At 63.5% G+C, this 23,999-nt stretch carries 26 protein-coding genes; 14 read left to right on the top strand and 12 right to left on the bottom strand.

All coding sequences use genetic code 11. The features are described from left to right. Positions 1–279 precede the first annotated feature (279 nt). From SA190iCDA_RS10825 to dnaX, 6 genes are all read right to left on the bottom strand, one after another. The gene (locus SA190iCDA_RS10825) at positions 280–2,769 is read right to left on the bottom strand and encodes a TonB-dependent siderophore receptor (protein ID WP_070887063.1); all 2,490 of its coding nucleotides are present in this window, start codon (positions 2,767–2,769) and stop codon (positions 280–282) included. 113 nt (positions 2,770–2,882) lie between these two features. Beyond that, positions 2,883–3,830 (bottom strand): FecR domain-containing protein, encoded by a 948-nt coding sequence (locus tag SA190iCDA_RS10820; RefSeq protein ID WP_070887064.1) that lies wholly within the window; start codon positions 3,828–3,830, stop codon positions 2,883–2,885. Between the two features lie 3 nt (positions 3,831–3,833). After that, positions 3,834–4,340 (bottom strand): sigma-70 family RNA polymerase sigma factor, encoded by a 507-nt coding sequence (locus tag SA190iCDA_RS10815; protein WP_236101171.1) that lies wholly within the window; start codon positions 4,338–4,340, stop codon positions 3,834–3,836. A 121-nt stretch (positions 4,341–4,461) separates the two neighbouring features. Further along, the gene (gene recR, locus SA190iCDA_RS10810) at positions 4,462–5,061 is read right to left on the bottom strand and encodes a recombination mediator RecR (protein ID WP_070887065.1); all 600 of its coding nucleotides are present in this window, start codon (positions 5,059–5,061) and stop codon (positions 4,462–4,464) included. Between the two features lie 312 nt (positions 5,062–5,373). After that, complete coding sequence (locus tag SA190iCDA_RS10805) at positions 5,374–5,700, bottom strand: YbaB/EbfC family nucleoid-associated protein (protein WP_013791929.1); 327 nt, start codon at positions 5,698–5,700, stop codon at positions 5,374–5,376. A 17-nt stretch (positions 5,701–5,717) separates the two neighbouring features. Next, positions 5,718–7,790: a DNA polymerase III subunit gamma/tau gene (dnaX, locus tag SA190iCDA_RS10800; protein ID WP_070887066.1), complete on the bottom strand. Its 2,073-nt coding sequence runs from the start codon at positions 7,788–7,790 to the stop codon at positions 5,718–5,720. Between the two features lie 581 nt (positions 7,791–8,371). Between dnaX and SA190iCDA_RS10795 the strand changes: the two genes are divergently transcribed. Both SA190iCDA_RS10795 and SA190iCDA_RS10790 read left to right on the top strand, forming a co-directional pair. Then, entirely contained in the window at positions 8,372–8,593 is a 222-nt protein-coding gene (locus tag SA190iCDA_RS10795) for a hypothetical protein (RefSeq protein WP_070887067.1), read from the top strand. A gap of 111 nt (positions 8,594–8,704) precedes the next feature. After that, the gene (locus SA190iCDA_RS10790) at positions 8,705–8,992 is read left to right on the top strand and encodes a DUF3509 domain-containing protein (RefSeq protein ID WP_070887068.1); all 288 of its coding nucleotides are present in this window, start codon (positions 8,705–8,707) and stop codon (positions 8,990–8,992) included. 59 nt (positions 8,993–9,051) lie between these two features. On the opposite strand, the gene SA190iCDA_RS10785 is transcribed toward SA190iCDA_RS10790, so the two are convergent. Then, positions 9,052–9,627 carry a DUF1287 domain-containing protein gene (locus SA190iCDA_RS10785; RefSeq protein WP_070887069.1) on the bottom strand — a complete coding sequence of 192 codons (576 nt, stop codon included), beginning with the start codon at positions 9,625–9,627 and terminating at the stop codon, positions 9,052–9,054. A 175-nt stretch (positions 9,628–9,802) separates the two neighbouring features. On the opposite strand from SA190iCDA_RS10785, the gene SA190iCDA_RS10780 reads away from it, so the two are divergent. Beyond that, positions 9,803–9,979: a PA1571 family protein gene (locus SA190iCDA_RS10780; protein WP_170833972.1), complete on the top strand. Its 177-nt coding sequence runs from the start codon at positions 9,803–9,805 to the stop codon at positions 9,977–9,979. A 24-nt stretch (positions 9,980–10,003) separates the two neighbouring features. Here SA190iCDA_RS10780 and pdxB read toward each other — a convergent pair whose 3' ends face one another. Then, the gene (gene pdxB, locus SA190iCDA_RS10775) at positions 10,004–11,155 is read right to left on the bottom strand and encodes a 4-phosphoerythronate dehydrogenase PdxB (RefSeq protein WP_070887070.1); all 1,152 of its coding nucleotides are present in this window, start codon (positions 11,153–11,155) and stop codon (positions 10,004–10,006) included. A gap of 114 nt (positions 11,156–11,269) precedes the next feature. Here pdxB and SA190iCDA_RS10770 point away from each other — a divergent pair, with 114 nt between their 5' ends. Then, positions 11,270–12,649 carry an MATE family efflux transporter gene (locus SA190iCDA_RS10770; protein ID WP_070887071.1) on the top strand — a complete coding sequence of 460 codons (1,380 nt, stop codon included), beginning with the start codon at positions 11,270–11,272 and terminating at the stop codon, positions 12,647–12,649. A gap of 287 nt (positions 12,650–12,936) precedes the next feature. Here SA190iCDA_RS10770 and tusA read toward each other — a convergent pair whose 3' ends face one another. Both tusA and rlmM read right to left on the bottom strand, forming a co-directional pair. After that, positions 12,937–13,179, bottom strand: coding sequence for a sulfurtransferase TusA (gene tusA / locus SA190iCDA_RS10765; RefSeq protein ID WP_070887113.1), 243 nt, complete (start codon positions 13,177–13,179; stop codon positions 12,937–12,939). Positions 13,180–13,252: 73 nt separating this feature from the next. Next, entirely contained in the window at positions 13,253–14,308 is a 1,056-nt protein-coding gene (gene rlmM / locus SA190iCDA_RS10760; protein WP_070887072.1) for a 23S rRNA (cytidine(2498)-2'-O)-methyltransferase RlmM, read from the bottom strand. Between the two features lie 241 nt (positions 14,309–14,549). Between rlmM and acnA the strand changes: the two genes are divergently transcribed. The 10 genes from acnA (at position 14,550) to SA190iCDA_RS23395 (ending at position 22,582) form a co-directional block, all read left to right on the top strand. Then, on the top strand, positions 14,550–17,288 hold the full coding sequence (gene acnA / locus SA190iCDA_RS10755; protein ID WP_070887073.1) for an aconitate hydratase AcnA: 2,739 nt from the start codon (positions 14,550–14,552) through the stop codon (positions 17,286–17,288). A gap of 313 nt (positions 17,289–17,601) precedes the next feature. After that, positions 17,602–19,167 (top strand): methyl-accepting chemotaxis protein, encoded by a 1,566-nt coding sequence (locus tag SA190iCDA_RS10750; protein WP_070887074.1) that lies wholly within the window; start codon positions 17,602–17,604, stop codon positions 19,165–19,167. A gap of 17 nt (positions 19,168–19,184) precedes the next feature. Next, positions 19,185–19,508, top strand: a complete 324-nt coding sequence (locus tag SA190iCDA_RS10745) for a hypothetical protein (protein WP_070887075.1) — start codon at positions 19,185–19,187, stop codon at positions 19,506–19,508. A gap of 562 nt (positions 19,509–20,070) precedes the next feature. Beyond that, complete coding sequence (locus tag SA190iCDA_RS10740; protein ID WP_236101167.1) at positions 20,071–20,229, top strand: DinB family protein; 159 nt, start codon at positions 20,071–20,073, stop codon at positions 20,227–20,229. A gap of 38 nt (positions 20,230–20,267) precedes the next feature. Then, positions 20,268–20,606: a DUF6966 domain-containing protein gene (locus SA190iCDA_RS10735; protein WP_070887077.1), complete on the top strand. Its 339-nt coding sequence runs from the start codon at positions 20,268–20,270 to the stop codon at positions 20,604–20,606. A gap of 37 nt (positions 20,607–20,643) precedes the next feature. Next, positions 20,644–20,976 (top strand): hypothetical protein, encoded by a 333-nt coding sequence (locus SA190iCDA_RS10730; protein WP_070887078.1) that lies wholly within the window; start codon positions 20,644–20,646, stop codon positions 20,974–20,976. 251 nt (positions 20,977–21,227) lie between these two features. Continuing rightward, positions 21,228–21,482, top strand: coding sequence for a GNAT family N-acetyltransferase (locus SA190iCDA_RS10725; protein ID WP_236101164.1), 255 nt, complete (start codon positions 21,228–21,230; stop codon positions 21,480–21,482). 39 nt (positions 21,483–21,521) lie between these two features. Further along, entirely contained in the window at positions 21,522–21,683 is a 162-nt protein-coding gene (locus SA190iCDA_RS10720; RefSeq protein WP_070887079.1) for a DUF2986 domain-containing protein, read from the top strand. Positions 21,684–21,823: 140 nt separating this feature from the next. After that, the gene (locus SA190iCDA_RS10715) at positions 21,824–22,129 is read left to right on the top strand and encodes a hypothetical protein (RefSeq protein ID WP_070887080.1); all 306 of its coding nucleotides are present in this window, start codon (positions 21,824–21,826) and stop codon (positions 22,127–22,129) included. Between the two features lie 174 nt (positions 22,130–22,303). Further along, entirely contained in the window at positions 22,304–22,582 is a 279-nt protein-coding gene (locus tag SA190iCDA_RS23395; RefSeq protein WP_205881608.1) for a 5-carboxymethyl-2-hydroxymuconate isomerase, read from the top strand. 223 nt (positions 22,583–22,805) lie between these two features. Here SA190iCDA_RS23395 and SA190iCDA_RS10710 read toward each other — a convergent pair whose 3' ends face one another. Beyond that, positions 22,806–23,177, bottom strand: coding sequence for a hypothetical protein (locus tag SA190iCDA_RS10710; protein WP_070887081.1), 372 nt, complete (start codon positions 23,175–23,177; stop codon positions 22,806–22,808). A gap of 77 nt (positions 23,178–23,254) precedes the next feature. Next, positions 23,255–23,950 (bottom strand): alpha/beta family hydrolase, encoded by a 696-nt coding sequence (locus SA190iCDA_RS10705; RefSeq protein ID WP_070887114.1) that lies wholly within the window; start codon positions 23,948–23,950, stop codon positions 23,255–23,257. Positions 23,951–23,999 lie beyond the last annotated feature (49 nt).

Raw genomic sequence — 23,999 nt, 5'->3', positions numbered from 1 at the left:
TGTAGCTTGCAGCTTGCGGCTGCTTCCGCCACTTTGCAGTCCAAGTCGATGAAATCGAACTCAGAGATGGCGCAGCGTCTCAGAAACGCCGAGCCAGTTCGTAGGGTGGACGACGCTTTACCCGTCCACCACTCCGCAATCGCAATGGTGGATGAAAAAAGCGTCATCCACCCTACGCCTGCGGGAGCGCGCCATGCGCGCGAAAAAATCGCGGGCATGGACTAGGCGTCCCCGCCCGCTCCCACAAAAGCGGACCGATGACCCAGCTCCAACGAGCCCTCAGAAACGCTGGGTAAGAGTCGCCGTCACCGTCCGCTCCTCGCCCAGATAACAAGCGACGGCCGAATAGCAGGACGCCACGTAGTACTCATCGGTAAGGTTGTTGGCGGTCAGCCTGAGCGAGGTGCCGTTCAGGCCGACCTGGCTCAGGTCGTAGCCGATGGAGGCATCGAACAGGGTGTAGGACGGCACATCGAAATCGTTCAGCTCACTGCCCTCGCTCTGGCCGACATAGCGCGCACCGGCGCCGACGCTCAGGCCGGCCAGCGTGCCGTCACTGAAGCGGTAGTCGGCCCACAGGCTGGCCATGCGCTCGGGCGTCTGCGGCGGGGTATTGCCCTTTGCGTCCACCACGGCGCTGCCGGCGTTGACGAAGTAGGACTTGCTGTACGACACGTCGGCATGGGTGTAGCTGGCGATCAGCTGCAGGTTGTCGAGGGGTTTGAAACGCGCCTCCAGCTCGACGCCACGGGAGCGAATGCCGCCGACGCCCTTGTAGAAGCTGTCGGTGACCAGGCTGTTTTCCTTGGCGAACAGGTTCTCCATCTCCAGGTTGAAGAACGACAGGGTGTAGAGGTCCTCCGTGCCCGGCGGCTGGAACTTGAGGCCGGCTTCCCATTGCTCGCCGGTGGTCGGGTCGAGGATCTGCGCACCACTGGAATAGTTGGAGGTCGGGTTGAACGAGGTCGAGTAGCTGACATAGGGCGACACGCCGTTGTCGAACCCATAGAGCACGCCGACGTGGCCGCTGAGTTTCTCGCCCTGGTTGTCGTCCTTGCCGCTGATCTCGTCATCGATGGACACGTCGTACCAGTCCTGGCGCAGGCCGAAGGACAGGTTCCAGTTGTCGATCTCGACCAGGTCCTGCAGGTACAGGCCGGTCTGTTTCTGCCGGCGCAGGGCGTCGGTCACCGGGGTGATGGAGGTCAGGGGATTATTGTCGTAGACCGGATCGAACACGTCGATCGGGGTCACCGAGCCGGGTGGCTGCAGGATCGAGTTGTCACGCTGGTCGGCGATCTTGTTCTTCGAATACTGATAGTCCAGGCCCAGTACCAGGGTGTGCTGGGCCGCGCCGGTGGCGAAGTCGGCCTGCAGCATGTTGTCGACGATCCAGGCGTGCAAACGCTCCTGGCCGCCGCTGTAGCCGCGATACAGCTCGTTGCTGGTGTCGCTCAGGTAGCCGGAGGCCCAGACCTGGCTGTTCGACACCCGCGCATCCACGTAGCGAAAGTTCTGCCGCGCACTCCAGGTGTCGTTGAAGCGGTGCTCGACCTCGTAACCGGCCATCTGCTGGGTGCGGGTGAACTCCTCCACGCCCGGGTCGCCCTCGAAAAAGCCCCTCGAAAGGCGCCGGCCATCGCGTTTGTGCACGGTGCCGGAGGCCGGCAGGCTGCCGTGATAGCCGCCGTTGGGTTCGTCCTGCAGGTAGGCGTAGAGCGTCAGGAAAGTGTCGTCACTGAGGTTCAGCGCCAGGCTGGGCATCAGCGCATAGCGCGTCTCGGTGACGTGATCGGCCTGGGCATCGGCGTCCTTGGCCAGGCCGACGACGCGGTAGGCGATGTTTTCGTTCAACGGGCCGGTGACGTCGAAACCCAGGGACTTGCGGGCGTTGTTGCCATAGGACAGGTCCACCCGGCCGGACTGGGTGAACGCCGGTCGCTTGGTGCTGATGGCCGCCAGGCCGCCGGGGTTGCTGCGGCCGTACAGCACCGAAGAAGGTCCTTTGAGAATGTCGATGCGCTCGATGAAGTACGGGTCGATCTGCAGGCTGCTGTAGGAGCCGGGATCGCCCATGGACTTCAGGCCGTCGATGGTGATGTTGTCCACCGAGCCGTCGTTGATGCCGCGAATCGCCAGGTAATCGTAGCGGTGGGTGTTGCCGTAGGGGTTGGTCAGCACGCCCGGACTGTAGCGCATGGCATCGGCGGCGCTCAGCGCGCCCTGGCGTTCGATCTGCTCGCGGGTGACCACCGACACGCTCTGCGCGGTCTTCGCCAGCGCCTTGCTGGTCTTGGTCGACACGCTGCTGTGGGTAGCGTTGTAGCCGTCCATGCTGCCCAGGGCGTTGCCAAGGGCGAAGGCGCGCACATCGGTGCTCTCCAGCTCCAGCGACCCGCTACCCGTCTGCGCGGCGGCCTGCAGCGAGTAGCCGCCGTGGCCATCGGCGACGGCCTGCAGGTCGCTGCCCTGCAGAAGCCGCGCGAAGCCCTCGTCGACACCGGCCTCACCCTGCAGCCCCGGGCTCTGTTTGCCGGCGGTCAGCCGCCCATCCACCGACAGCAGCACGCCCGCCTCCGCCGCGAAACGGCTCAGCGCCGCCGACAGCGAGCCCGCCGGAATCTGGTAGCTGCGCGCTGCCTGCTGGTGGCTACCGACCTCGATGGCCTGGGCCTGCACGAGAAGCGGTGAGCAGGTCGCCAGGGCCAGGGTGGCCAGGCGGATCGAGCGGCGCAGATCAAGGGGCGAGAAGCGGAGCGGTGACGACATGCAGGAGTCCTCGAGACAACGCCCGCGCAGGGTGCGCAAGGGCCGGATACGGGAAGGCCAGTCGAGATCGCAAAAGGGGAACCGCCATCGCAAGTTTTTTGCATGCTAGGGCATCAGCCGGCCAGCGGGTCTATCGTCACCCACCAGGGCAAACGCCGATTGACGCGAATCGGCAGGCTGCCGGCCAGGGCCTGGAGAATCCGCTCGGGGTCGCCCAGCGGATAGGCACCGACCAGGCGCAGATCGGCCACCCGCGGGTCGCAGCCCAGGTAACCCGGCAGGTAATCGGCCAGCTCCGCGATGAAATCGCCCAGGCGCCGGTCATTGGCCAGCAACACGCCGCGACTCCAGGCCTGGCGTGCCGGGTCCACCGGCTCGCTGGCGGAGATGGCGTCGCTGCCGAAGCGCACCTGATGGCCGGCCTGCAGCACCTGGGCGGCCTGCCCGGTCGAGGGCTCGATACGTACCGCCCCCGCGAAGACGCTGAGTTGGGTGAAGCCGTCGCCCTCGCGCACGCCGAAACGGGTGCCCAGGGCCTGCAGCCGCCCGTGACGGGTGTCGAGCAGCAGGGGCCGCGGATCAGGTGCCGTGTCGATCAACACTTCGCCCTGCAGCAGCCGCAACAACCGCGTCGAAGCGCCGTAGTCGACGTCGATTGCCGTGCGGCTGCCCAACCAGAGGTGGCTGCCATCGGCCAGGCGCAGATCGCGGATTTCCCCGGTAGCGGTGCGCTCGCTGGCCAGCCACGCGCCCCACGGCCGGCCCTGCCCGGCAGCGGCCAGCAACCCTGCCCCACCCAGCACGGCGAACAGCCCAAGCACCTGGCGCCGGCTGCGTCCGGGCCTGCGCAAGGCCTGGGCTGCGGCGCGGCGGTGGGTATCAGCCGGCAATCGGGCGAACTGGCTGCTGATCGCCTCGACCCGTTGCCAGGCCGCCGCATGCTCGGGGCGCGCCGCCAGCCACTGCTGCCAGGCCTGGCGCTGCTGATCGTTGACTGGCGGATCGGCAAGCACCGCGAACCACTCGGCAGCCTGTTGCAGGTGACCGTGATCAGGCGCCATGGCTCAGGCCTCGGCCAACAGCAGGCATTGCAGCATGGCCTGGGCCATGTACTTCTTGACCATGCGTTCGGATACCTGCAGGCGCGTGGCGATGGCCCCATAGGTCAGGCCCTCGAGCTGCGAAAGCAGGAACGCCTCGCGCACCCTGGCCGGCAGACGCAGCAACATGGCGTCGATGGCCAGCAGGGTTTCAATGATCAGCTCGCTGGTTTCCGGCGAAGGCGCGTGGGGCTCCGGCTGCAGGGCCAGGGCCTCGAGGTAGGCACGCTCGATCGCCTGACGGCGCCAGTGGTTGACCAGCAGCGAGTGGGCGATGGTCGACAGGTAGGCCCGCGGCTCGCGCAGAGACGGCAGCTCGCGATGCTTGCTCAGCAGCCGAACAAAGGTGTCCTGGGCCAGATCCGCGGCATTGTCCGCACAGCCCATGCGCTTGCGCAGCCAGCCGTTCAGCCAGCTGCTGTGCTCACGGTACAGCTGCTGCAGGGACTGCTGGGAAGAAACGAGGGACATCGAGCACACCACCACCGCGCAAGGAAGACGCATGAATGGTAATGCTTCTCAGAAACAAATTATAGCTATTCTTAGCTCAGGATCACCTGGCCGCGCAGCGTCCTACCCAACGAACCGCCAGTCAGATGTTGATCGGCCGCCGCCCCGCCAGGGCGTGGGCCAGGGTGCCGCCATCGACCAGCTCCAGCTCGCCGCCGAGCGGCATGCCATGGGCGATGCGCGAGGCGATCAGGCCTTTGCCGGCCAGCAACTGGGCGATGTAGTGGGCGGTCGCCTCGCCCTCCACCGTCGGGTTGGTGGCCAGGATCACTTCGCTGAACTGCCCGGCCTCGATGCGCGCCAGCAGCTCCGGAATGCCGATGGCCTCCGGCCCCAGGCCATCGAGGGGCGACAGGTGGCCCTTGAGCACGAAGTAACGGCCGCGAAAGCCGGTGTGCTCCACGGCATACACGTCCATGGGGCCTTCCACCACACAGAGCAGGCTGTCGTCGCGGCGCGGGTCTTCGCAGAGCTGGCAGATCTCGCTCTCGCTCAGGCTGCGGCACGACTTGCAGTAGCCCACCCCCTCCATCGCCTGGCTCAACGCCTGGGCCAGCCGCTGGGCACCATTGCGATCGCGTTCGAGCAGTTGCAGCGCCATGCGCTGGGCAGTCTTCTGGCCGACGCCGGGCAGGATGCGCAGCGAATCGATCAGTTGGCGAATCAGGGGGCTGAAGCTCATGGTGCGAGTGCTCGGTTATAAAAGCGGAGAGACAAGATCGTGGAATGGCGCCCGTGGGAACGGGCGGGGACGCCCAGTCCATGCCCGTGATTCGCGCCCATGGCGCGCTCCGTCAAAGCTGGCCACTCCCGCCTAACAGCGCCTTGGCAATCGTAGCCGGAGGATGGTCGGGCTCAATGCATTACAGTGGCGATCAGACGGCGTGCAGGGCAAGGCGCTGGCGGACGAGGAACCGCAGTGTGCTGGTGCACATGAGGATTCCGAGTCCGCCGGCAACGCAGCCATGTGCGTCGGCTGGACGGCACGAGCCAATCAGAACGGCATCTTGAAGCCGGGCGGCAACTGCATGCCTGCGGTCATGCCGGACATCTTGTCCTGGCTGTTGGCTTCGATCTTGCGCACGGCGTCGTTGACGGCCGCGGCGATCAGGTCTTCGAGGATTTCCTTGTCTTCCTGCATCAGGCTGTCGTCAAGGCTGACGCGCTTGACGTCATGGCGACCGGTCATCACCACGCTGACCAGGCCGGCACCGGACTGACCGGTGACCTCGGCGTTGGCCAACTCTTCCTGCATCTTCTGCATCTTTTCCTGCATCTGCTGCGCCTGCTTCATCAGGCCGGCCATGCCACCTTTCATCATGATGTTGTCCTCGGTAGTCAGGGATTAACGACGTTATCGACGGGTTCGATACTGCCCACACGCACGGAGGCGGCGAACTGGGAAATCATTTGCTGCACCAGCGGATCGTTCTGGATCGAGGCCTCCGCTTCGCGCTGGCGATTGGCGCGCTTGCGGGCGGCTGCCTGGGCCGGCGTTTCCTGCTCGGGCTTGACCAGCTCGATGCTCAGCTGCATCTCGCGGCCCTGGTAGGCGTCGAGCGCGTCGTTCAGACGCCGCTGTTGGGTCGCGTTGAACAGTGCACTGTGGCCGGGATCCAGGTGCAAGAGCCACTTGTCGCCTTCGACGGCGATCAGCGTGCAGTTGGCGGCGATGCTGCCGGTCATGCCGCTCAGCCCCAGCTTGGGGAAGATCTCGAGCCATTCGGCGGCCAGGCCGGTGGCCGGCATCGCTGCCGGCTCCGGCTCGGGCTCGGCCTGGGGCTGATCGCCTGCGAGCGCATCGGCGAAATCGTAATCCAGGTTGTCGACGTCCATCGACACGTAGTCGTAGTCGCCGGGTGGCGGCTCGTCATCGCTGTCGGGCGGGTTCAGGTCGCGGGTGTCGATCACCGGCACGTCGGCCAGTTCGGGAACGGGCAGCTCGGCTGCCGCTTCCGGTTGCACTTCGACAGCGGCGGCCGGCTGTTGCGGCACAGGTTGCACGGCAACCGGCTCGGGGGATGGTTCGGGTGCCTCGCTGAACGGTGCTGCAGCCTCGGCTTCGACCGGCGCATCTTCCCAGGGCGGCGTGACAGCAGGTTCCGCTGCCGGTACTGCCGCAGCGGGCGCAGCTACGGGCGGCGCAGCCGGCGGCACGACAGCGGCCGGCGTCGGCTGGCTCGGGCTTACCGGTGTCGTTGGTGCGGCACTGACCACAGGCGCTGACGCAGCGGGCGCTGCGTCGGCCACCGGGTTTGCCTGGGGATCAGCCTTGGCCTGGCTGATCCCCAGCGGCTTTAGCGCCACCTTCGGGGCATCGCCATCGCCGGCCGGCCGGAACGCCAACATGCGCAGCAACACCATCTCGAAGCCGCTGCGCGGATCCGGCGCCAGGGGCAGGTCGCGGCGGCCGATCAGGCCCATCTGGTAATAGAACTGCACGTCTTCAGCGGGCAGCGCCTGGGCCAGGCCCAGCACGCGCTCGCGGTCGCCCTGGCCGTTGTCTACCGCATCCGGCAGCGCCTGGGCGATGGCCACGCGGTGCAGCACGTTGAGCATCTCGGCCAGCACGCCGCTCCAGTCCGGGCCCTGCTCGGCGAGCTGGCGTACCGCCTCGATCACACCACGGGCATCGCCTTCGATCAGCGCATGCAGCACGCCATACACCTGGCCGTGGTCGAGGGTGCCGAGCATGGAGCGCACGTCGGCAGCCAGCACCTTGCCCTCGCCAAATGCGATGGCCTGGTCGGTCAGGCTCATGGCGTCGCGCATCGAACCATCGGCGGCGCGGCCAAGCAGCCACAGCGCGTCATCCTCGAACGGAATGTTCTCGGCGCCCAGTACGTGGGTCAGGTGCTCGACCACCCGCTCCGGCGGCATGTTCTTCAGGGAGAATTGCAGGCAGCGCGACAGCACGGTGACCGGCAGCTTCTGCGGGTCGGTGGTGGCGAGCAGGAACTTGACGTGGGGTGGCGGCTCCTCGAGGGTCTTGAGCAAGGCGTTGAAGGAGCTGGTGGAGAGCATGTGCACTTCGTCGATCAGGTAGACCTTGAAGCGCCCACGGCTCGGCGAGTACTGCACGTTGTCGAGCAGCTCGCGGGTGTCCTCGACCTTGGTACGGCTGGCGGCGTCGACTTCGATCAGGTCGACGAAACGACCTTCATCGATTTCCCGGCATACCGAGCAGGTGCCGCACGGTGTCGAGCTGATGCCGGTCTCGCAATTCAGGCACTTGGCGATGATGCGTGCGATGGTGGTCTTGCCCACCCCGCGGGTACCGGTGAACAGATAGGCATGGTGCAGGCGCTGGCTGTCGAGTGCGTTGATCAGCGCTTTCAGCACATGGGTCTGCCCGACCATCTCGCGAAACGAACGCGGGCGCCATTTGCGTGCAAGAACCTGATAACTCATTGAAAACCGTCGCCAGAGGAAAGCAAAAGAGCGCTAATGCTAGCTCAAATCGACCGGCCAGTGCGACGCCGATCAGCGGACACAAAAAGATCAAATCAGGGCTGGCTATTTTTTATACAGTCACGTATAGTTCGCTCCGTTCGTACCACGCTGCAAGTCATCCGGCCTCCTGGCCTCCTTGATGGTTTCCTGGCAATCGGCATCCAATCGATGCACGCATAGCTGCCAAGACCCCCTCCGCTGACTGATCTGGCTGTCCCGCTCATGCGCTGACCTTGCCAGTCTTCTGAAGTACAGACCCGCTCCGGCAGTCGTTGAAACTATCTGCGTTGCCATTGCTGCGTTAAAAACAGACTCAAAATGCTAAGTTACATCTCGTAAACTCCGCTTTTTCGTCTGTTTTTGCCTTGCACTGGCTGCCTCGCTAGCGTTTTAACGACCACCCGTTCCGCTACTTATAAAGGTGGAACTTAAAAGCGCGCAGCCCGCTCCGATAACCAGTCCCGTTGGCATAAGCCCACGACCGGAGCCCTTTATTTATGGCGCGATCATGCGCCTGCAGTATCAGGAAACACCCAATCATGAATACCAATCAACAAATCCAAACCGCTATCCATACTCTTTCCAACGCTTTTGCCCCATTGGCTTGCCATATTCTGGCAGCGCGCAAGGGCAGCTTCAGCTTCACCGTGGTGGACCACACCGGCGTTGCTCAGCACACCCAGCGTCTTTACCCGGGCCAATACAGCGCAGACACCCTGCCAGGCCTGATCGAGCGTACGCGCCAGGCACTGCGTCGCTGAACATCGAGATAATGCGAAATTCGTCACTTTAGGGCGCGAAATAGCGGCCATCGTCGAACTAAATAAGTTTCAGTTACTCATAGGTATTCCTACGTAAACTGGAGTTCGTCAATGGAAAATGGTAATCGACAGCTTGTCGAGAAGCTATTCGCCCCACTACGTGCCACCTTCAGTCGGCCTCGCCCGGACGGTAGCATCGTTCTGTCCCTGATCGATGAAGCGGACACCACCGCCTACAGTCGGGTCTTGCAGAAACTGCAGATCAACGATTCCAACGCTTTCGCTCAGAGCCTCGAAGACATCCGCCTGGAACTGGCCGTCAGGGCCGGCAACATCCCGGCGGAGATGCGCAAGGTGCTCAAGGAGCAGGACAGCGTGATCAGCTACCACCACGCCTGACAGCTGTTCCAACCGAAGCCCCGTAGCCCACAAGGCGCGGGGCTTCGCCGTTTCTGTAGCTAGCTGGGTACGAAGCGGTAATGGCCGATGACGGGAAAGCGGAACAGGATGGCCTCCTCCCGGGTACCGGCGCCTATGTTGTGCAGGATCAGCGGCTCGCCCGCCGCGGACGGGCGATCGGAAACGATGCCGATATGGGTCTGACCGCGACCCAGATCCCAGGTGACGATATCGCCCGCCCGATAGTCGGCCGCCTGGCGACTTATCTGCAGGGCCATGCCCTGGCGCCGGAACCAGGTCATCAGGTTGGGCACGCGGCGGTGATCGATGTTGCGATCCGGACGCTTGAGCCCCCACTGCTTCGGGTAGGTTGAAAAATTCGCCGCCATATCCTCGTGCACCGCCTTCTGCAGATCCAGGCCTTGCAGGCGCAGGGCGCGGATCACCACGTCGGTGCACACCCCGGTTGCCATGGGTACGTCCCCGCCCGGGTAGGCGATACGTCGGTAGGCGGGGTCGTAGGACAGGGTCACGCCGACCTGCTGGCGCGCTCCGTTCACCAGCTCTGCAGGCTCGATGGCCGCCACCTGCAGACCCAGCAGGCACCCCAGCAGCAACAATGACGCTCTCAGCATGCACGCCTCCTTTGAGCCGAAACCGTTCGACGGACGCTCTTCTTTAAATGGTAATTTTTTGCGACAGTATGGCTGGGCACGATTGAAGCCATATCGGGAAGCCCCCATCACTAGATAACGTCGTCATGCAGGGATGCCATCGACGATGCGCCTACCACCTGATGAGGAGACCATGATGAGCAGCCCCGACAAGCAACAGGCACAGCAGTCGAACAGCGAATGTGAGCTCGCCCACGGCGCGCTGATCGACCCCAATGGTCAGGAAATTCCGATTACCGAAAGCATGATCCAGCAAGCATGCAGCGAACTCGACAAGGACGCGACAACCAACCAGCAGGACACCTCCCGCTGACCAGTTGGCACAGCGCACGCTCTGTTATCTCACGTGGATCACGCGCGCGCCCAGCGCGCTGATCAGCGCACCCAGGGGCTCGTCCACGCCGAGCAGCTCGACTTCCAGCCCTTCTATCTCACGCCGCATGGGATAACGCTTGCGCAGCAGGTCGAAGCCGGCCTTGCGTGCCTGCTCCTCGACCACCAGGCTGCGGCGCAAATCCGCATCGTCGCGCCGCGGGTCGTAGACGGCGCGGCATACCGTGGCCAAGGCCCAGGCCGGATCGCTGCCCGCGTTAATGCTCAGGCGCTGCAGCCAGCGGGGCGGAGTCAAGGCGTCCAGCGAGATAGCCGGTTCGATACCCTGGTGTCGGCAGAACGCCTGGTAGATCTGCGCCGTGCCGCGCAGCTTGCCGTCCAGGCTGTAGCCGGCGATGTGCGGCGTGGCGATATGGCACAGCGCGGCCAGTTCGAGATCGACCAGGGGCTCACCCTCCCATACGTCCAGCACCACATGCAGATCGGCGCCGCGCTGCAGGTGCGTGCGTAGCGCCACGGTATCGAGCACCGCGCCACGGCTGGCGTTGAGCAGCCAGGTGCCGGGGCGCAGCTGCTCCAGCAGATCGGCGTCGAGCAGATGCCGGGTGGCGAACTCGCCCTCGCGGGTCAGCGGGGTGTGCAGGCTGATCACGTCGCACTGCTCGACGATCTGCTCCAGGCTCACATAATCGCCGCCTTCGCCGCGCTGCCGGGGCGGATCGCAGACCAGCACCCGCCAGCCCAGGGCGCGCAGCACCCTGATCAGTCGCTCGCCGACCTGGCCTGCGCCGACCACGCCGTAGGTGCGTTGCGCCAGGTCGGCGCCCAGGCGCTCGCCGAGTACCAGCAGGCTGCCGAGCACGTAGTCGACCACCCCGCGCGCATTGCAACCCGGTGCGCTGCTCCAGGCGATGCCCGCCTCCGAGAAATAGTCGAGATCCAGATGGTCGGTGCCGATGGTACAGGTGCCAACGAAGCGTACCGGGCTGCCCTGGAGCAGCGCGCGGTCCACGGGGGTGACCGAGCGCACCAGCAGCAACTCGGCATCGTCCACGGCCGCGCGGTCGATGGCGCGCCCGGGCAAGCGGCGGATCTCGCCGAAACCGGTGAAGAATTCGTCGAGCAGGGGGATGTTTTCGTCGGCAACGATGCGCATGGCAGCTCTCCACAAACCGGTGGGCATTCTACCTGCAAGCGCGGCGGTTCGCCTTTCCTGACCGATCCGTCAGCGCGTAGACTGTGCGGTTTTCTCTGCCCAGTGAACCTCGTCATGCCTGCCCACTCCCGCCTGCAGCGGGTGCGCACCGAACTGCGCACGCTGCTGGCTCTCGCTACTCCGATCATCATCGCGCAGTTGGCGTACACCGCCGTCGGCTTCGTCGATACCGTGATGTCCGGGCGCTACAGCGCCCGCGACCTGGCCGCCGTGGCCCTTGGCAACTCGATCTGGGTACCGGTGTTCCTGCTGATGACCGGCATCCTGCTGGCCACCACGCCCAAGGTCGCCCAGCGCTTCGGCGCGGGGCAGCATGGTGAGATCGGGCCGCTGGTGCGCCAGGCCCTGTGGCTGGCCCTGGCGGTAGGCGCCCTGGCCGGCACCTTGCTGTGGAATGCCGAGTTCGTGCTGCACCTGATGAAGGTCGACGCAGACCTGATCGAACCGACCATGGGCTACCTGCACGGCGTGGCGTTCGGCATGCCCTGCGTGGCGCTATTTCATGTACTGCGCTGCTACAGCGATGGCCTGGGCCGCACCCGCCCGGCCATGGTGGTGGGCCTGCTCGGCCTGCTGGCGAACATTCCGCTTAACTACGTGCTGATCTACGGCAAGCTCGGCCTGCCGCCGCTGGGCAGCGTTGGCTGCGGCTGGGCCACGGCACTGGCGATGCTGTTCATGCTACTGGGCATGCTCTGGTGGATTCGCCGCGCGCCGGTCTACGCGCACACCACACCACTGCGACGCTTCGACTGGCCGGACTGGACGCTGATCAAGCGGCTGCTGGGCATCGGCCTGCCAATCGGCATCGCGGTGTTCGCCGAGTCGAGCATCTTCGCGGTCATTGCCCTGCTGATCGGCGGCCTGGGCGCCACGGTGGTCGCCGGGCACCAGATCGCCCTGAACTTCGCCTCGCTGGTGTTCATGATCCCCTATTCCATCGGCATGGCCGCCACCGTGCGCGTCGGCCAGGCACTCGGCCGCGAGCAACCACGGGAGGCGCGCTTCGCTGCCGGGGTGAGTATCGCCACGGCGCTGGCCTACGCCTGCGTATCGGCGAGCTGCATGCTGCTGATGCTGGAGCCCATTGCGCGTATCTACTCCTCGGCACCTGAAGTGATCGAAGTGGCCGTGGCGCTGATCGTCTACGCCGCGCTGTTCCAGTTCTCCGATGCCATCCAGGTCACCGCCGCCGGCGCGCTGCGCGGCTATCAGGACACCCGGGCGACGATGATCCTGACCCTGTTCGCGTACTGGGGCATCGGCCTGCCGGTCGGCTACCTGCTGGGCCTGACCGACCTGCTCGGCGCCGCCAGCGGCCCGGCCGGGCTGTGGCAGGGGCTGATCGTCGGCCTGACCTGTGCGGCGCTGATGTTGACGCTGCGTCTGAAAAGCAGTGCCAGGCGGCGGATTCGGATGAAGGCAGCTGTCTAGATAGGTAGGGCGTACTCGCGAAGCAGTACGCCTTTGGAGTGCTGGGCGCGTGTGGTACTACCGAACCGAGTGAATCGGCGGACTGTTCGCTGACGCTCCTGAGCGGCCGGCGTTCCGGTCCGCCCTACGGACTGCGAATGCAGCCGCTCTCCGCTCTGCGATATCAATGGTGGGCAGAAGACAGCGATCCTCTGTGGGAGCGGGCGGGGACGCCTAGTCCATGCCCGCGATTTTTAACGGGCATGGCCCGTTCCCACATGGGTCGCCTAATGCCCGCCTAGCCTCGCTCAATCAACCTTCTTGCGAATCCAGTACAGGTAGGTCTCGGCATCCTGCGCTTGCTCCACCAGCTCGTGGCCGAGAAACACGCAGAACTTGGGAATGTCGCGCTGGGTCGAGGGGTCGGTGGCGATCACCTTGAGCAGGCCACCGGCCGGCAGGTCGCGTACCTTGTTGTGCAGCATCATCACCGGCTCGGGGCAGAACAGGCCGGTAGCGTCGAGGGTGTCATCAGGGGTCGAATCGAGCATCACGGGCTCCGCGTCATGGGTACGTGCAGTGTTCATGGAGTCGCCTGCCGCCTGGGCGGCGTAACTGTTTGGCCTACTTGCCGAGGCGGCGCAGGTGGCAGGTCACTTCCTCGCGGTCGTGATACAGCTGCTTGCAGGCAATGGTCGCCTTGACCTTGCGCGCCGCCAGGCCTTCGGCAATGCGTTCGAGCAGGCGCTGCACCTCGGCGTAGCGCTGCTTCATCGGCAACTTGAGGTTGACCACCGCCTCGCGGCAATGTCCCTCGCCGATCCAGGTTTCCAGCAGCGCGGCACTGCGTGCGGGCTTCTCGACGATATCGCAGACCATCCAGTCCACCGGCTGCCTGGGCTTCCAGGTGAAGCCGTCGACCATCAGGTGCTTGACCAGGCCGGTATCCATCAGGCTTTCGGCCATCGGGCCGTTGTCGATGGCGGTGACCAGCATGCCACGGCGTACCAGCTGATAGGTCCAGCCACCCGGCGCGGCGCCGAGGTCGACGCCGGTCATCTCGTCCGACAGGCGCTCGTCCCACTGCTCGCGGGGGATGAAGGTGTGCCAGGCCTCTTCGAGCTTCAGGGTCGAGCGGCTTGGGGCCTCGCGGGGGAACTTGAGGCGCGGAATGCCCATGGGCCAGATCGCCGAGTTGTTCGCCTCGGCCATGCCGAGAAATACCTCGCGACCACTCTTGAAGGTCAGCAGCAGGCGCGGCGCATGGGCGTTTTCCGCAAGCCGGCCGGCAGCCATCAGGGCCTTGCGCAGCGGGCCTTCGAACTTCTTGCAGAAGCCGGACAGCTCCTTGCCGTCGTTGGTGTCGAACACCTCCAGCCACAGGCTGCCGAAGGTCGGCAGCGGCGCCAGGTGCTCGAGCAACACGCTGATACGATCCTTCTCGGGCAGCTCGATGAAGGCGCCGCGCGCCCACTGGCGGATGAAGATCAGTTGGCTGAAGCGCAGCCCGGCCATCAGCCGCTCGGCGCCCGCCGCGTCGCTGCAGATGAATTCGGCGTGGGCGGTATTGGGCTTGGCCTTGGCGTAACCGGGCACCTCGAGGCGCGCCGCATGCTCGGAAATCTCCGAACATACCTCGTTCTCGAAGCCGGGGCGGCAGTGCAGCAACAACGTATTCATCGACACTCTCCTTGGGGCGGGCATGATAGCGAAAACCGGAACCCAGGGCCTCTGCTCCCTGTCCAGAGAACAGCATCCCGGCATCGCCGGCTGCGCCGACGGACTATGCTCGACAGGCGCACCATCAGGCGACGGCTCACCGCACGCCACACGAGCCGCCCCAGGGAACTCTCGCGCAGAGTCGCAGAAGCTCTGCCAAACCAGAACGGCTTGTACCGTGCAAGCCATGAGGAGATGCACGATGCCTTCCATCGATAGCCTGAACTGCCGCCGCACCCTCGAGGTGGACGGCAAATCCTACGATTACTTCAGCCTGCCGGACGCCGCCAAGAGGCTGGGCGACATCGACAAGCTGCCGGTGTCGTTGAAAGTGCTGCTGGAAAACCTGCTGCGCTGGCAGGACGACAAGACCGTGACCCAGGACGACCTGCAGGCCATCAGCGACTGGCTGCACAAACGCAGCTCCGACCGCGAGATCCAGTACCGCCCCGCCCGCGTGCTGATGCAGGATTTCACCGGAGTGCCGGCGGTAGTGGACCTGGCCGCCATGCGCGACGCCATGGCCAAGGCCGGCGGCGACCCACAGAAGATCAACCCGCTGTCGCCGGTGGACCTGGTGATCGACCACTCGGTGATGGTCGACAAGTTCGCCAGCCCCGAAGCCTTTGGCGAAAACGTCGAGATCGAAATGCAGCGCAATGGCGAGCGCTATGCCTTCCTGCGCTGGGGCCAGAGCGCCTTCGATAACTTCAGCGTGGTGCCGCCAGGCACCGGCATCTGCCACCAGGTCAACCTGGAGTACCTGGGCCGCACCGTGTGGACCAAGGAAGACGACGGCGTGACCTACGCCTACCCCGACACCCTGGTCGGCACCGACTCGCACACCACCATGATCAACGGCCTCGGCGTGCTCGGCTGGGGCGTCGGCGGCATCGAGGCGGAAGCGGCGATGCTCGGCCAGCCGGTGTCCATGCTGATTCCCGAAGTGATCGGCTTCAAGCTGACCGGCAAGCTCAAGGAAGGCATCACCGCCACCGACCTGGTGCTGACCGTCACCCAGATGCTGCGCAAGAAAGGCGTGGTCGGCAAATTCGTCGAGTTCTATGGCGACGGCCTGGCCGAACTGCCCCTGGCCGACCGCGCCACCATCGCCAACATGGCGCCGGAATACGGTGCGACCTGCGGCTTCTTCCCGGTCGATGACATCACCCTGGACTACCTGCGCCTGTCCGGCCGCCCCGACGAGACCGTCAAGCTGGTGGAGGCCTACTCCAAGGCCCAGGGCCTGTGGCGCCAGGCTGGCAGCGAGCCGGTATTCACCGACACCCTGGAACTGGACATGGGCCAGGTCGAAGCCAGCCTGGCCGGCCCGAAACGCCCGCAGGACCGCGTCGCTCTGCCCCAGGTCGGCCAGACCTTCGAAGACTTCCTCGGCCTACAGCTCAAGCCGCCGCGTAAAGAGGAAGGTCGCCTGGAAAGCGAAGGCGGCGGTGGCGTGGCCGTCGGCAATGCCGCGCAGAACGAAATCTACTACGAGATGGACGGCCACCGTCATCCGATCAGCGACGGCGCCGTGGTGATCGCCGCGATCACCTCCTGCACCAACACCTCCAACCCGAGCGTGATGATGGCCGCCGGCCTGCTGGCCAAGAAGGCAGTGGAAAAAGGCCTCAAGCGCAAGCCCTGGGTGAAGAGCTCGCTGGCGCCCGGCTCCAAGGTGGTCACCGAATACTTCGCCGCTGCGGGGCTGACCGAATACCTCGACAAGCTGGGCTTCGATCTGGTCGGCTACGGCTGCACCACCTGCATCGGCAACTCCGGCCCGCTGCCGGACCCGATCGAGAAGGCCATTCAGGAACATGACCTGACCGTCGCCTCGGTGCTATCCGGCAACCGCAACTTCGAGGGCCGCGTGCACCCGCTGGTGAAGACCAACTGGCTGGCCTCTCCCCCCCTGGTGGTCGCCTATGCCCTGGCCGGCAGCGTGCGGGTGAATATCGCCGAGGAGCCGCTGGGTGAAGACCGCGACGGCAAGCCGGTGTACCTGCGCGATATCTGGCCGAGCCAGAAGGAAATCGCCGAGGCGGTGCAGAAGGTCGACACCGCCATGTTCCGCAAGGAATACGCCGAGGTGTTCGCCGGCGACGAGCAGTGGCAGGCCATTGCCGTGCCGGAAGCCGATACCTACACCTGGCAGAACGATTCCACCTATATCCAGCACCCACCCTTCTTCGAGGCCATCGACCAGGCGCCGCCGGCGATCACCGATATCGCCAACGCGCGCATCCTGGCGCTACTCGGCGACTCGGTAACCACCGACCACATCTCCCCGGCCGGCAACATCAAGGCCGACAGCCCGGCCGGTCGCTACCTGCGCGAGCAAGGCGTCGAGCCCCGCGACTTCAACTCCTACGGCTCGCGCCGCGGCAACCATGAAGTGATGATGCGCGGCACCTTCGCCAATATCCGTATTCGCAACGAGATGCTCGACGGCGAGGAAGGCGGCATCACCCTGCACGTGCCCAGCGGCGAGAAGCTGGCGATCTACGACGCCTCCATGCGCTACCAGCAGGAGGGCACGCCACTGGTGGTGATCGCCGGCAAGGAATACGGCACCGGCTCCAGTCGCGACTGGGCGGCCAAGGGCACCAACCTGCTGGGCGTCAAAGCGGTGATCGCCGAGAGCTTCGAGCGCATCCACCGCTCCAACCTGGTGGGCATGGGCGTGCTGCCGCTGCAGTTCACCGGCGGCGCGGATCGCAAGAGCCTGGGCCTGACCGGCAAGGAAACCCTGGCGATCAAGGGCCTGGATGGCGTCGAGGTGCGCCCGCATATGCCCCTGAAGCTGGAGATCACCCGTGAAGGCGGCAAATTGGAAAGCGTCGAGTTGCTCTGCCGTATCGACACCCTCAACGAGGTCGAGTACTTCAAGGCCGGCGGCATCCTTCACTATGTGCTGCGCCAGCTGATCGCCAGCTGATGCTCACGGCGCCGCTGCACGAGATTCTCCGTAGCCCGGGTCGAGCGCAGCGACACCCGGGTTCTCTCATGCCAGCTACGCCTCCTACCAATGGACTGCTGCTTCACCGGCGTCAAAATGTGACGAACCTCGAATATTGGTTACACTGCAGCCCTGCCACGCGTAAGCGATAACCATAAAAGCGTTGTCTGTAGGAGCGGCCGGCTCAGCCGCACCGGGTCAAGGCCCAAGGCCATAGTCTGTAGGCATCGCGACTCGCCGCCAGCCTGCCCTAGCTCCCACCAGGCATCGCACTGACATCAGGGTAGATGCCATGCGTAACAACCAGCCCATCACCGGCAACGAGCGGACATTTCCAGCGCAGCAACGCCTGATCTCGACCACCGACCTCAAGGGCCAGATCACCTACTGCAACGATGCCTTCGTGGACATCAGCGGTTTCTCCCGCGACGAGCTGATCCGCGCGCCACACAACCTGGTCCGCCACCCGGACGTGCCGCCCGCGGTGTTCGCCCATATGTGGGAAACCCTGAAAGCGGGCCGACCGTGGATGGGCATCGTCATGAACCGCTGCAAGAACGGCGATCACTACTGGGTCAACGCCTACGTGGTGCCGGTGCTGGATGACGGAAAGGTCACCGGCTACGAGTCGGTGCGCAGCAAGCCCACCGCCGAACAGGTGCAGCGCGCCCAGGCCCTCTATTCCCGTATCAACGCCGGCAAGGCCGCCATCCCCAATCGCGACCGCTGGTTGCCAGTGCTGCAGAACTGGCTGCCGTTCATTCTGGTCAGTCAGGTGGGCTTCCTGGTTGGCGCCTGGCTGGACAGCACCTGGGGCTTCGCCGCCGCTGCGGCGCTGTCGATCCCCCTCGGCCTGCTTGGCCTGGCATGGCAGAGCCGCGGCACCAAGCGCCTGCTGCAACTGGCCGAGCAGACGACGTCCGATCCGCTGATCGCGCAGATGTACACCGACAACCGTGGCGTCGAAGGCCGCCTGGAACTGTCCATTCTCAGCCAGGAAGCACGGCTGAAAACCTGCCTCACTCGCCTACAGGACAGCGCCGAGAACCTGGCCAAACAAGCCAAGCAGGCCGACCTGCTGGCCCATAACAGCTCCGCCGGGTTGCAACGCCAGCGTGAGGAGACCGACCAGGTCGCCACCGCCGTCAACGAAATGGCCGCCACCACCCTGGAAGTGGCCAACAACGTGGCACGCACCGCCATCGCCACCCAGGAAGCCAACCGCTTGACCCAGCAAGGCCGCGGCATCGCCAGCGAAACCCGCGAAGCGATCCAGCGCCTTTCCCTCTCGGTAGGCGAAACCGGCGAAGCCGTCACCCGCCTCGCCCAGGACAGCAACGAGATCGGCGGCGTGGTCGACGTGATCAAGGGCATCGCCGACCAGACCAACCTGCTGGCACTCAACGCCGCCATCGAAGCCGCCCGCGCCGGCGAAATGGGCCGCGGCTTCGCCGTGGTCGCCGATGAAGTCCGTTCCCTGGCGCAGCGCACCGCCGAATCCACCGGCCAGATCCACGCCCTGATCGCCAAACTGCAACGCACCGCCGACGAAGCCGTAATGACCATGGACATCGGCCGCAAACAGGCCGACGAAGGCGTCGAGCGCGTACAACAGGCCGACCAGGCCCTGGCCGGCATCAGCGACGCCGTGGCCAATATCAACGAAATGGCCGACCAGATCGCCGCCGCCGCCGAAGAACAAAGCGCCGTGGCCGACGAAATCAGCCGCAATATCACCACCATCGCCCAACTGTCCGACCAGACGGCGGGCGAGGCACAAAGCACGGCGTTGTTGAGTGAAGAACTGACCAGTACGGCGCAGGGGCAGTATTCGTTGGTGGCGCGGTTTAATCGGTAGGCAATTGAGCGCAATGTATGAGCAGTATATCGAGCGATTCACTCCATGAAGTGCTAGAGACGATCAAAAATATTTCATCTGTAGATGTTGCCGAGGCGATGGCAAGTTTTAACCGGCATGGAATAGTCTCTGACACCGTGATGGACTATACACGCGTGGTGTATGAGCACGGTGAGGATCAGCTTTGTCGAAAGTTAAACGAGGTTGGGTTCTCGGGAGAGGTCAAGGTCGTAGGCAAATACATTGTTCATGGAGGCAATGCCTACGCCGTCTATGATCCTACTATTTATACTGCTGACGAGGCCTTGAGTTGGCTTGAGGATCATTACAGAAATGCCTAACCAGGGCAGGTACAGCGACGCCCACTAGGTCGCGTCTTCGGCTTCATTCCGTGCGCGCGCATGCTGCCAGCGTTAGCGGAATTTCACCTAGAGGACTCAGTCGTGAATAAGAAAGGGGTTCTTGGAGTCATTAATCTATCTGGACAAAGATTACATATCTGCAAAACACGAAGACATATCAGATTTCAGGCCCATAACATCCATAACCAAAACAGAGAGTCTTAATGCAGGCATAAGAATCCCAATAATAAGTGCCGGCGCAAGCTCTATAGAAAGTAAAACCTACACAATATCTACAAATACAATGCTTTCTAACTTAATTGACGATCTAAACCTAATCGCAGATTTCTCCATTCACAACCATGCAATCGGACAAAAATAGATGAACTGACCAGCAAGTAGGGTGGATGACGCTCTTTTCATCCACCATTGCACTCTGAAACTGGTGGACGGATAAAGCGTCGTCCACCCTACGAAACTGGCTGACCACGTACCTCGATTGCTTAATCCAGCGCAACTTCAGGAGCCTATTCGCTTTGTTTTCGCGGATGGAAAACAGGGCATGCTGAGCCGTGAGGAGGCGATCTTTCATCTGGTCAACCACGGCACCTATCATCGCGGCGCCAGCGGCCATGCCCTTGACCGGGCGGACGGTAATCGACCTGCCGATACCTACACGGTATTTATCCATGGGCCAGAGCCTGAGCGTCGAAACGCCTGAGGCATATTCCCGTTCGATACAAACTCACACGGCGCACCATGACCAATCCGCAACCCCAACTGAATGAACTGATCGCTCACCTTGCGGTGCTCAGCGATATTCTCGCCCTCGACCCGCATAGCCATTGGGACACGCATTTTCGCCATTGCCTGGCGACAGCCCGAGCGCTGGCAGGCAGCCGTTACGATGGGGAAGAACTGACGGGCCTGGCGTGTTCGGTGATGTCCGTTTACGGCGGCATGGGCAGCTTCAACGATTACGCGCCGTGGCAAAATGGCTGCTTCATTGCTGGCATGGAGTCGCTGGATGAGGCGTCTAATCGCGTCTATATAGCGGCCCGGGCCATACGGCTGCGCAATGCCACAGACGTAGACTAACTTGCCGCATAGACCAGAGCAGAGGCTACCTCAATCGATGTCCATCACCACCCTATCCGACCTCTTTCAGCCTGAGCCCATCAGTTGGGGCTGTCGGGGTGATCCCTATCTGTGGCTGGAAATGAGCGAGGTGCTGGCCACGCAGCCGCTTCCGCCAAGCGAGGCGCAACTGGCCGAAATCTTCGAGGCCACCTTCGAGCGCCTGGTTGGCTTGCCGATAACCGCGCACGAGTCGTCGGTATTCGTTGAGAGGCACGCCCACGGCGGCATGTCGTCGGGCCATATCAGCCTGAAGTTCTGGCGCGAGACGGCCGTACCGTTGTTGTTAGCGCGCTACCATTCAGCCCTTATCGACGGCGACGTGCGCTGATTCGCGTCAACACCTCTTCATCGGTAATCATCTGGCAGCCGTTCATCGCAGGCGGCGTATCATGCCCAGTAAAGGACTCATCGAATGACCGAAACAGCCTATTCCCTCGTGTATGCCGTTCCGTCGGTGGAAACCTATCGCCATCTGCGTACCGCAGCCGGGCTGAGCGCCAAGACTGTCGAGGCGGCGACCCGTGGCCTGCCCATAGCCTGTTCGCCGTACAGGTGCTTTGCGCCGGGGAGCCGGTCGGCATGGGCCGGGTGCTCGGTGATGGCGGCGCGTTCTATCAGGTGGTGGATATCGCGGTGCTGCCGGCCCATCAGGGCCGGGGGCTGGGCAAGATGATCATGGCCGCGATCAGCGATTACATCGCCCGCGAGGTGCCAGAATCCGCATACATCAGCCTGATCGCGGACGGTGAGGCCTATCGCCTTTATCAGCAGTTCGGCTTTGCGCTTACGGCACCGGCAAGCCAGGGCATGGGGCTGACGAAGGCTGCAGGCTGAACCCCACACCAAACCACCGATCAAGACGCAGGTAGCACCATGAATCGCCGCAAGAAGATCAAGCAGTTGCTGGATGCCCACGCCAAGAAGGCCAACGCCAAGCTGGCGCCCAAGAACAGCAAGCCCAAATACATCAGCAAGGCGGACCGAGCGAAGCTGGAGGCCGAAGCCGCCGAGAACCAGGACACGGCGGCTCACTAGCGAAACTGCTTCAATTGTTATCGACGCTGGGCCGGGCCATGAAACAGTCGCCATGCTAGGGTCTGTACGAAAAGTCTCCGAGCGAACGCACTTTTCGTACAGAGCCTGGCAGCGGCTCCCCGAAAACAAGGATTTTTACCATGGACAAGGATGCCTACAACCGCCAGCGCCACCATGTGGACTTCCTGCAGTCGCTGCTTGGCGTACTGGTGACCGCCCTGTTCCTGCTGGTGGCCTTCGGCGCCTCTGACGCCGTGGTGATCGCCTTGGCCGTGATCATTGCCGGTGGACTACTCAACCTGTATCGCCAGCATCAACTGCTGGAGCGCTACACCTGCCCTAACTGCCGCAATACGCCCCATCACAAGGTTGACGAGCGGGCCGGCGATTACCATGACCCGGCAACCGCGAACTGCCTGCACTGCGGGCAGCGGCTAAAGGAATAACATGTAGTGTGGATGCCTTTTCATTCACCGCCGCAATCTCAAAGCAGTGGACGAATGAGACATCGCACTACAATTGATTGATATCTACTTTAACTTGCGCTATCTGCGGACAACTTTATGCCACATTGCATTATTTAACACTCGGGTTCTCTGGACGGTGAAGCTCTCTTACCCTTGGTATTTTCTGGGGCGCTGAATACCGGGCTCTTTGAATCTAATGGCAGCGATATAAAAGTCCGAGCCATTGCTTACCAAAGCTATCTTACCGGGCCAGAAAAATGCGATTTCGTCCATGTCACGATGAAAATCTTGTCAGGCAGAACCACCGAGCAGAAACAGATACTGTCGAAATCCGTGCTCGCTCAGTTGCAAACGATTGAACGCCCACACTGCTCGCTCACTGTTGAGGTCGCGGATATTGATCGCGCCAGCTATTCAAAAGTGGTGAGTTGAAATCGGACAACGATCCTTTTTCTGCTTCGTTCCAAGATTGCTCAACGCGTTATCGGCGTTTGCAGCCGTAGGGTGGATGGCGCTTTTTTCATCCACCGTTGCGATTGCAGAGCGGTGGACGGGTGAAGCGTCGTCCACCCTACAGACTGCCGCTTCATGCACATAAAAACTTGATCGTTCCAGCGCTCTGCTTGGGCACTATCCGAATAAACGCCCTAAACGATCAGGGAGCCGAACGCGGCCCGGCGCAGCGGCTCTTGTTCCACTCGTCCGCAAGTACACTTGGCGCCACGCCCTGCCCTGGAACGGCCACGAAACCCATGGGCGACGTACGTTTTCCATCTCGGTCGATATAGCTGAACCTGCCGCAGGTGCCATGGTGGTCACTGAGAATCAGCGTATTGGGATCGGCGCCAGCGCCGCGCACGTATTCCTTCATCATCTCCACGGATTCCGGGTTCGCCGGCACGCCCGCCAGGTACCACTTGCTCCTGCCAAGCAGCATGATCAGGCACAGCAGGACGGCCGCCCAGAGGGCCAGGCGCTTGAAGCGCTTGGCGCTTCGGTGAATCTGCAGCACGTCGCGGTAATGCATCCCTGATTTTCCTGCCTCACTCCCAGCAGTCGATAGTAACCAGCCAGGTGCGCCAGGGCTGCGACGCAGGCCCGCTTTCAGCGCTTCTTGGCGTGCTCGCGCAGGAAGCCCACGACCGCATCCGCCGCCGATTCCAGATGCTGCTCGTGGCTGTACCCGGACACCTTCAGCGGTTTGAGGTCGTGGTCGCCTGCCGTCAGCCAGCACAGCTCGATGGCCGCCGAGAGCTGATACCCGGCGACGGTGTGACGGTCGCCCATGGTGTCGCGCTCGCCCTGCACGATCAGGGTCGGCGTTTTCAGGTCGGCCAGGTGCGCAGTGCGCGGTTTGTCGGCCTTGCCGATGGCGTGGAAGGGATAACCCAGGCAAACAAGGCCATCCGCCTGCAATTCGTCCGCCAGCAGACTGGCCATGCGCCCGCCCATGGACTTGCCGCCGATGGCCAGCGGGCCCGAGACCTGGTGTCGCACGGCGGCATACACGGTTCGCCAGCAGTCGAGCAGTTTGGCCTGGGGGTTGGGCGGGCGTTTCTTGCCGTCCTGGCGGCGCGCGGCCATGTAGTCGAACTCGAAGCGCACCACCGTCAGCCCACGGGCGGCGAGCTTGCCTGCCATAAGGTTCATGAAGTCGCTGTCCATTGGCGCGCCGGCGCCGTGGGCGAGGATCAGCGTGGCCTGGCTGGCGCCCGTCCGCCGATCCCAGAGCAGCGCTGGCGCCGGGCTTTCCTGTGCCTGTTGACCGGCGTCAATACCGCTTCGTTGCCCTTCTCGCATGCTTGCCTCGCTCATAAAAAAGCCCTTTTTCCTGTACGGATTTGTCCGT

Origin of the sequence: Pseudomonas argentinensis, assembly GCF_001839655.2 — a bacterium.
Classification (GTDB): Bacteria; Pseudomonadota; Gammaproteobacteria; order Pseudomonadales; family Pseudomonadaceae; genus Aquipseudomonas; species Aquipseudomonas argentinensis_B.
This window is presented reverse-complemented; position numbering and strand designations above follow the sequence as displayed.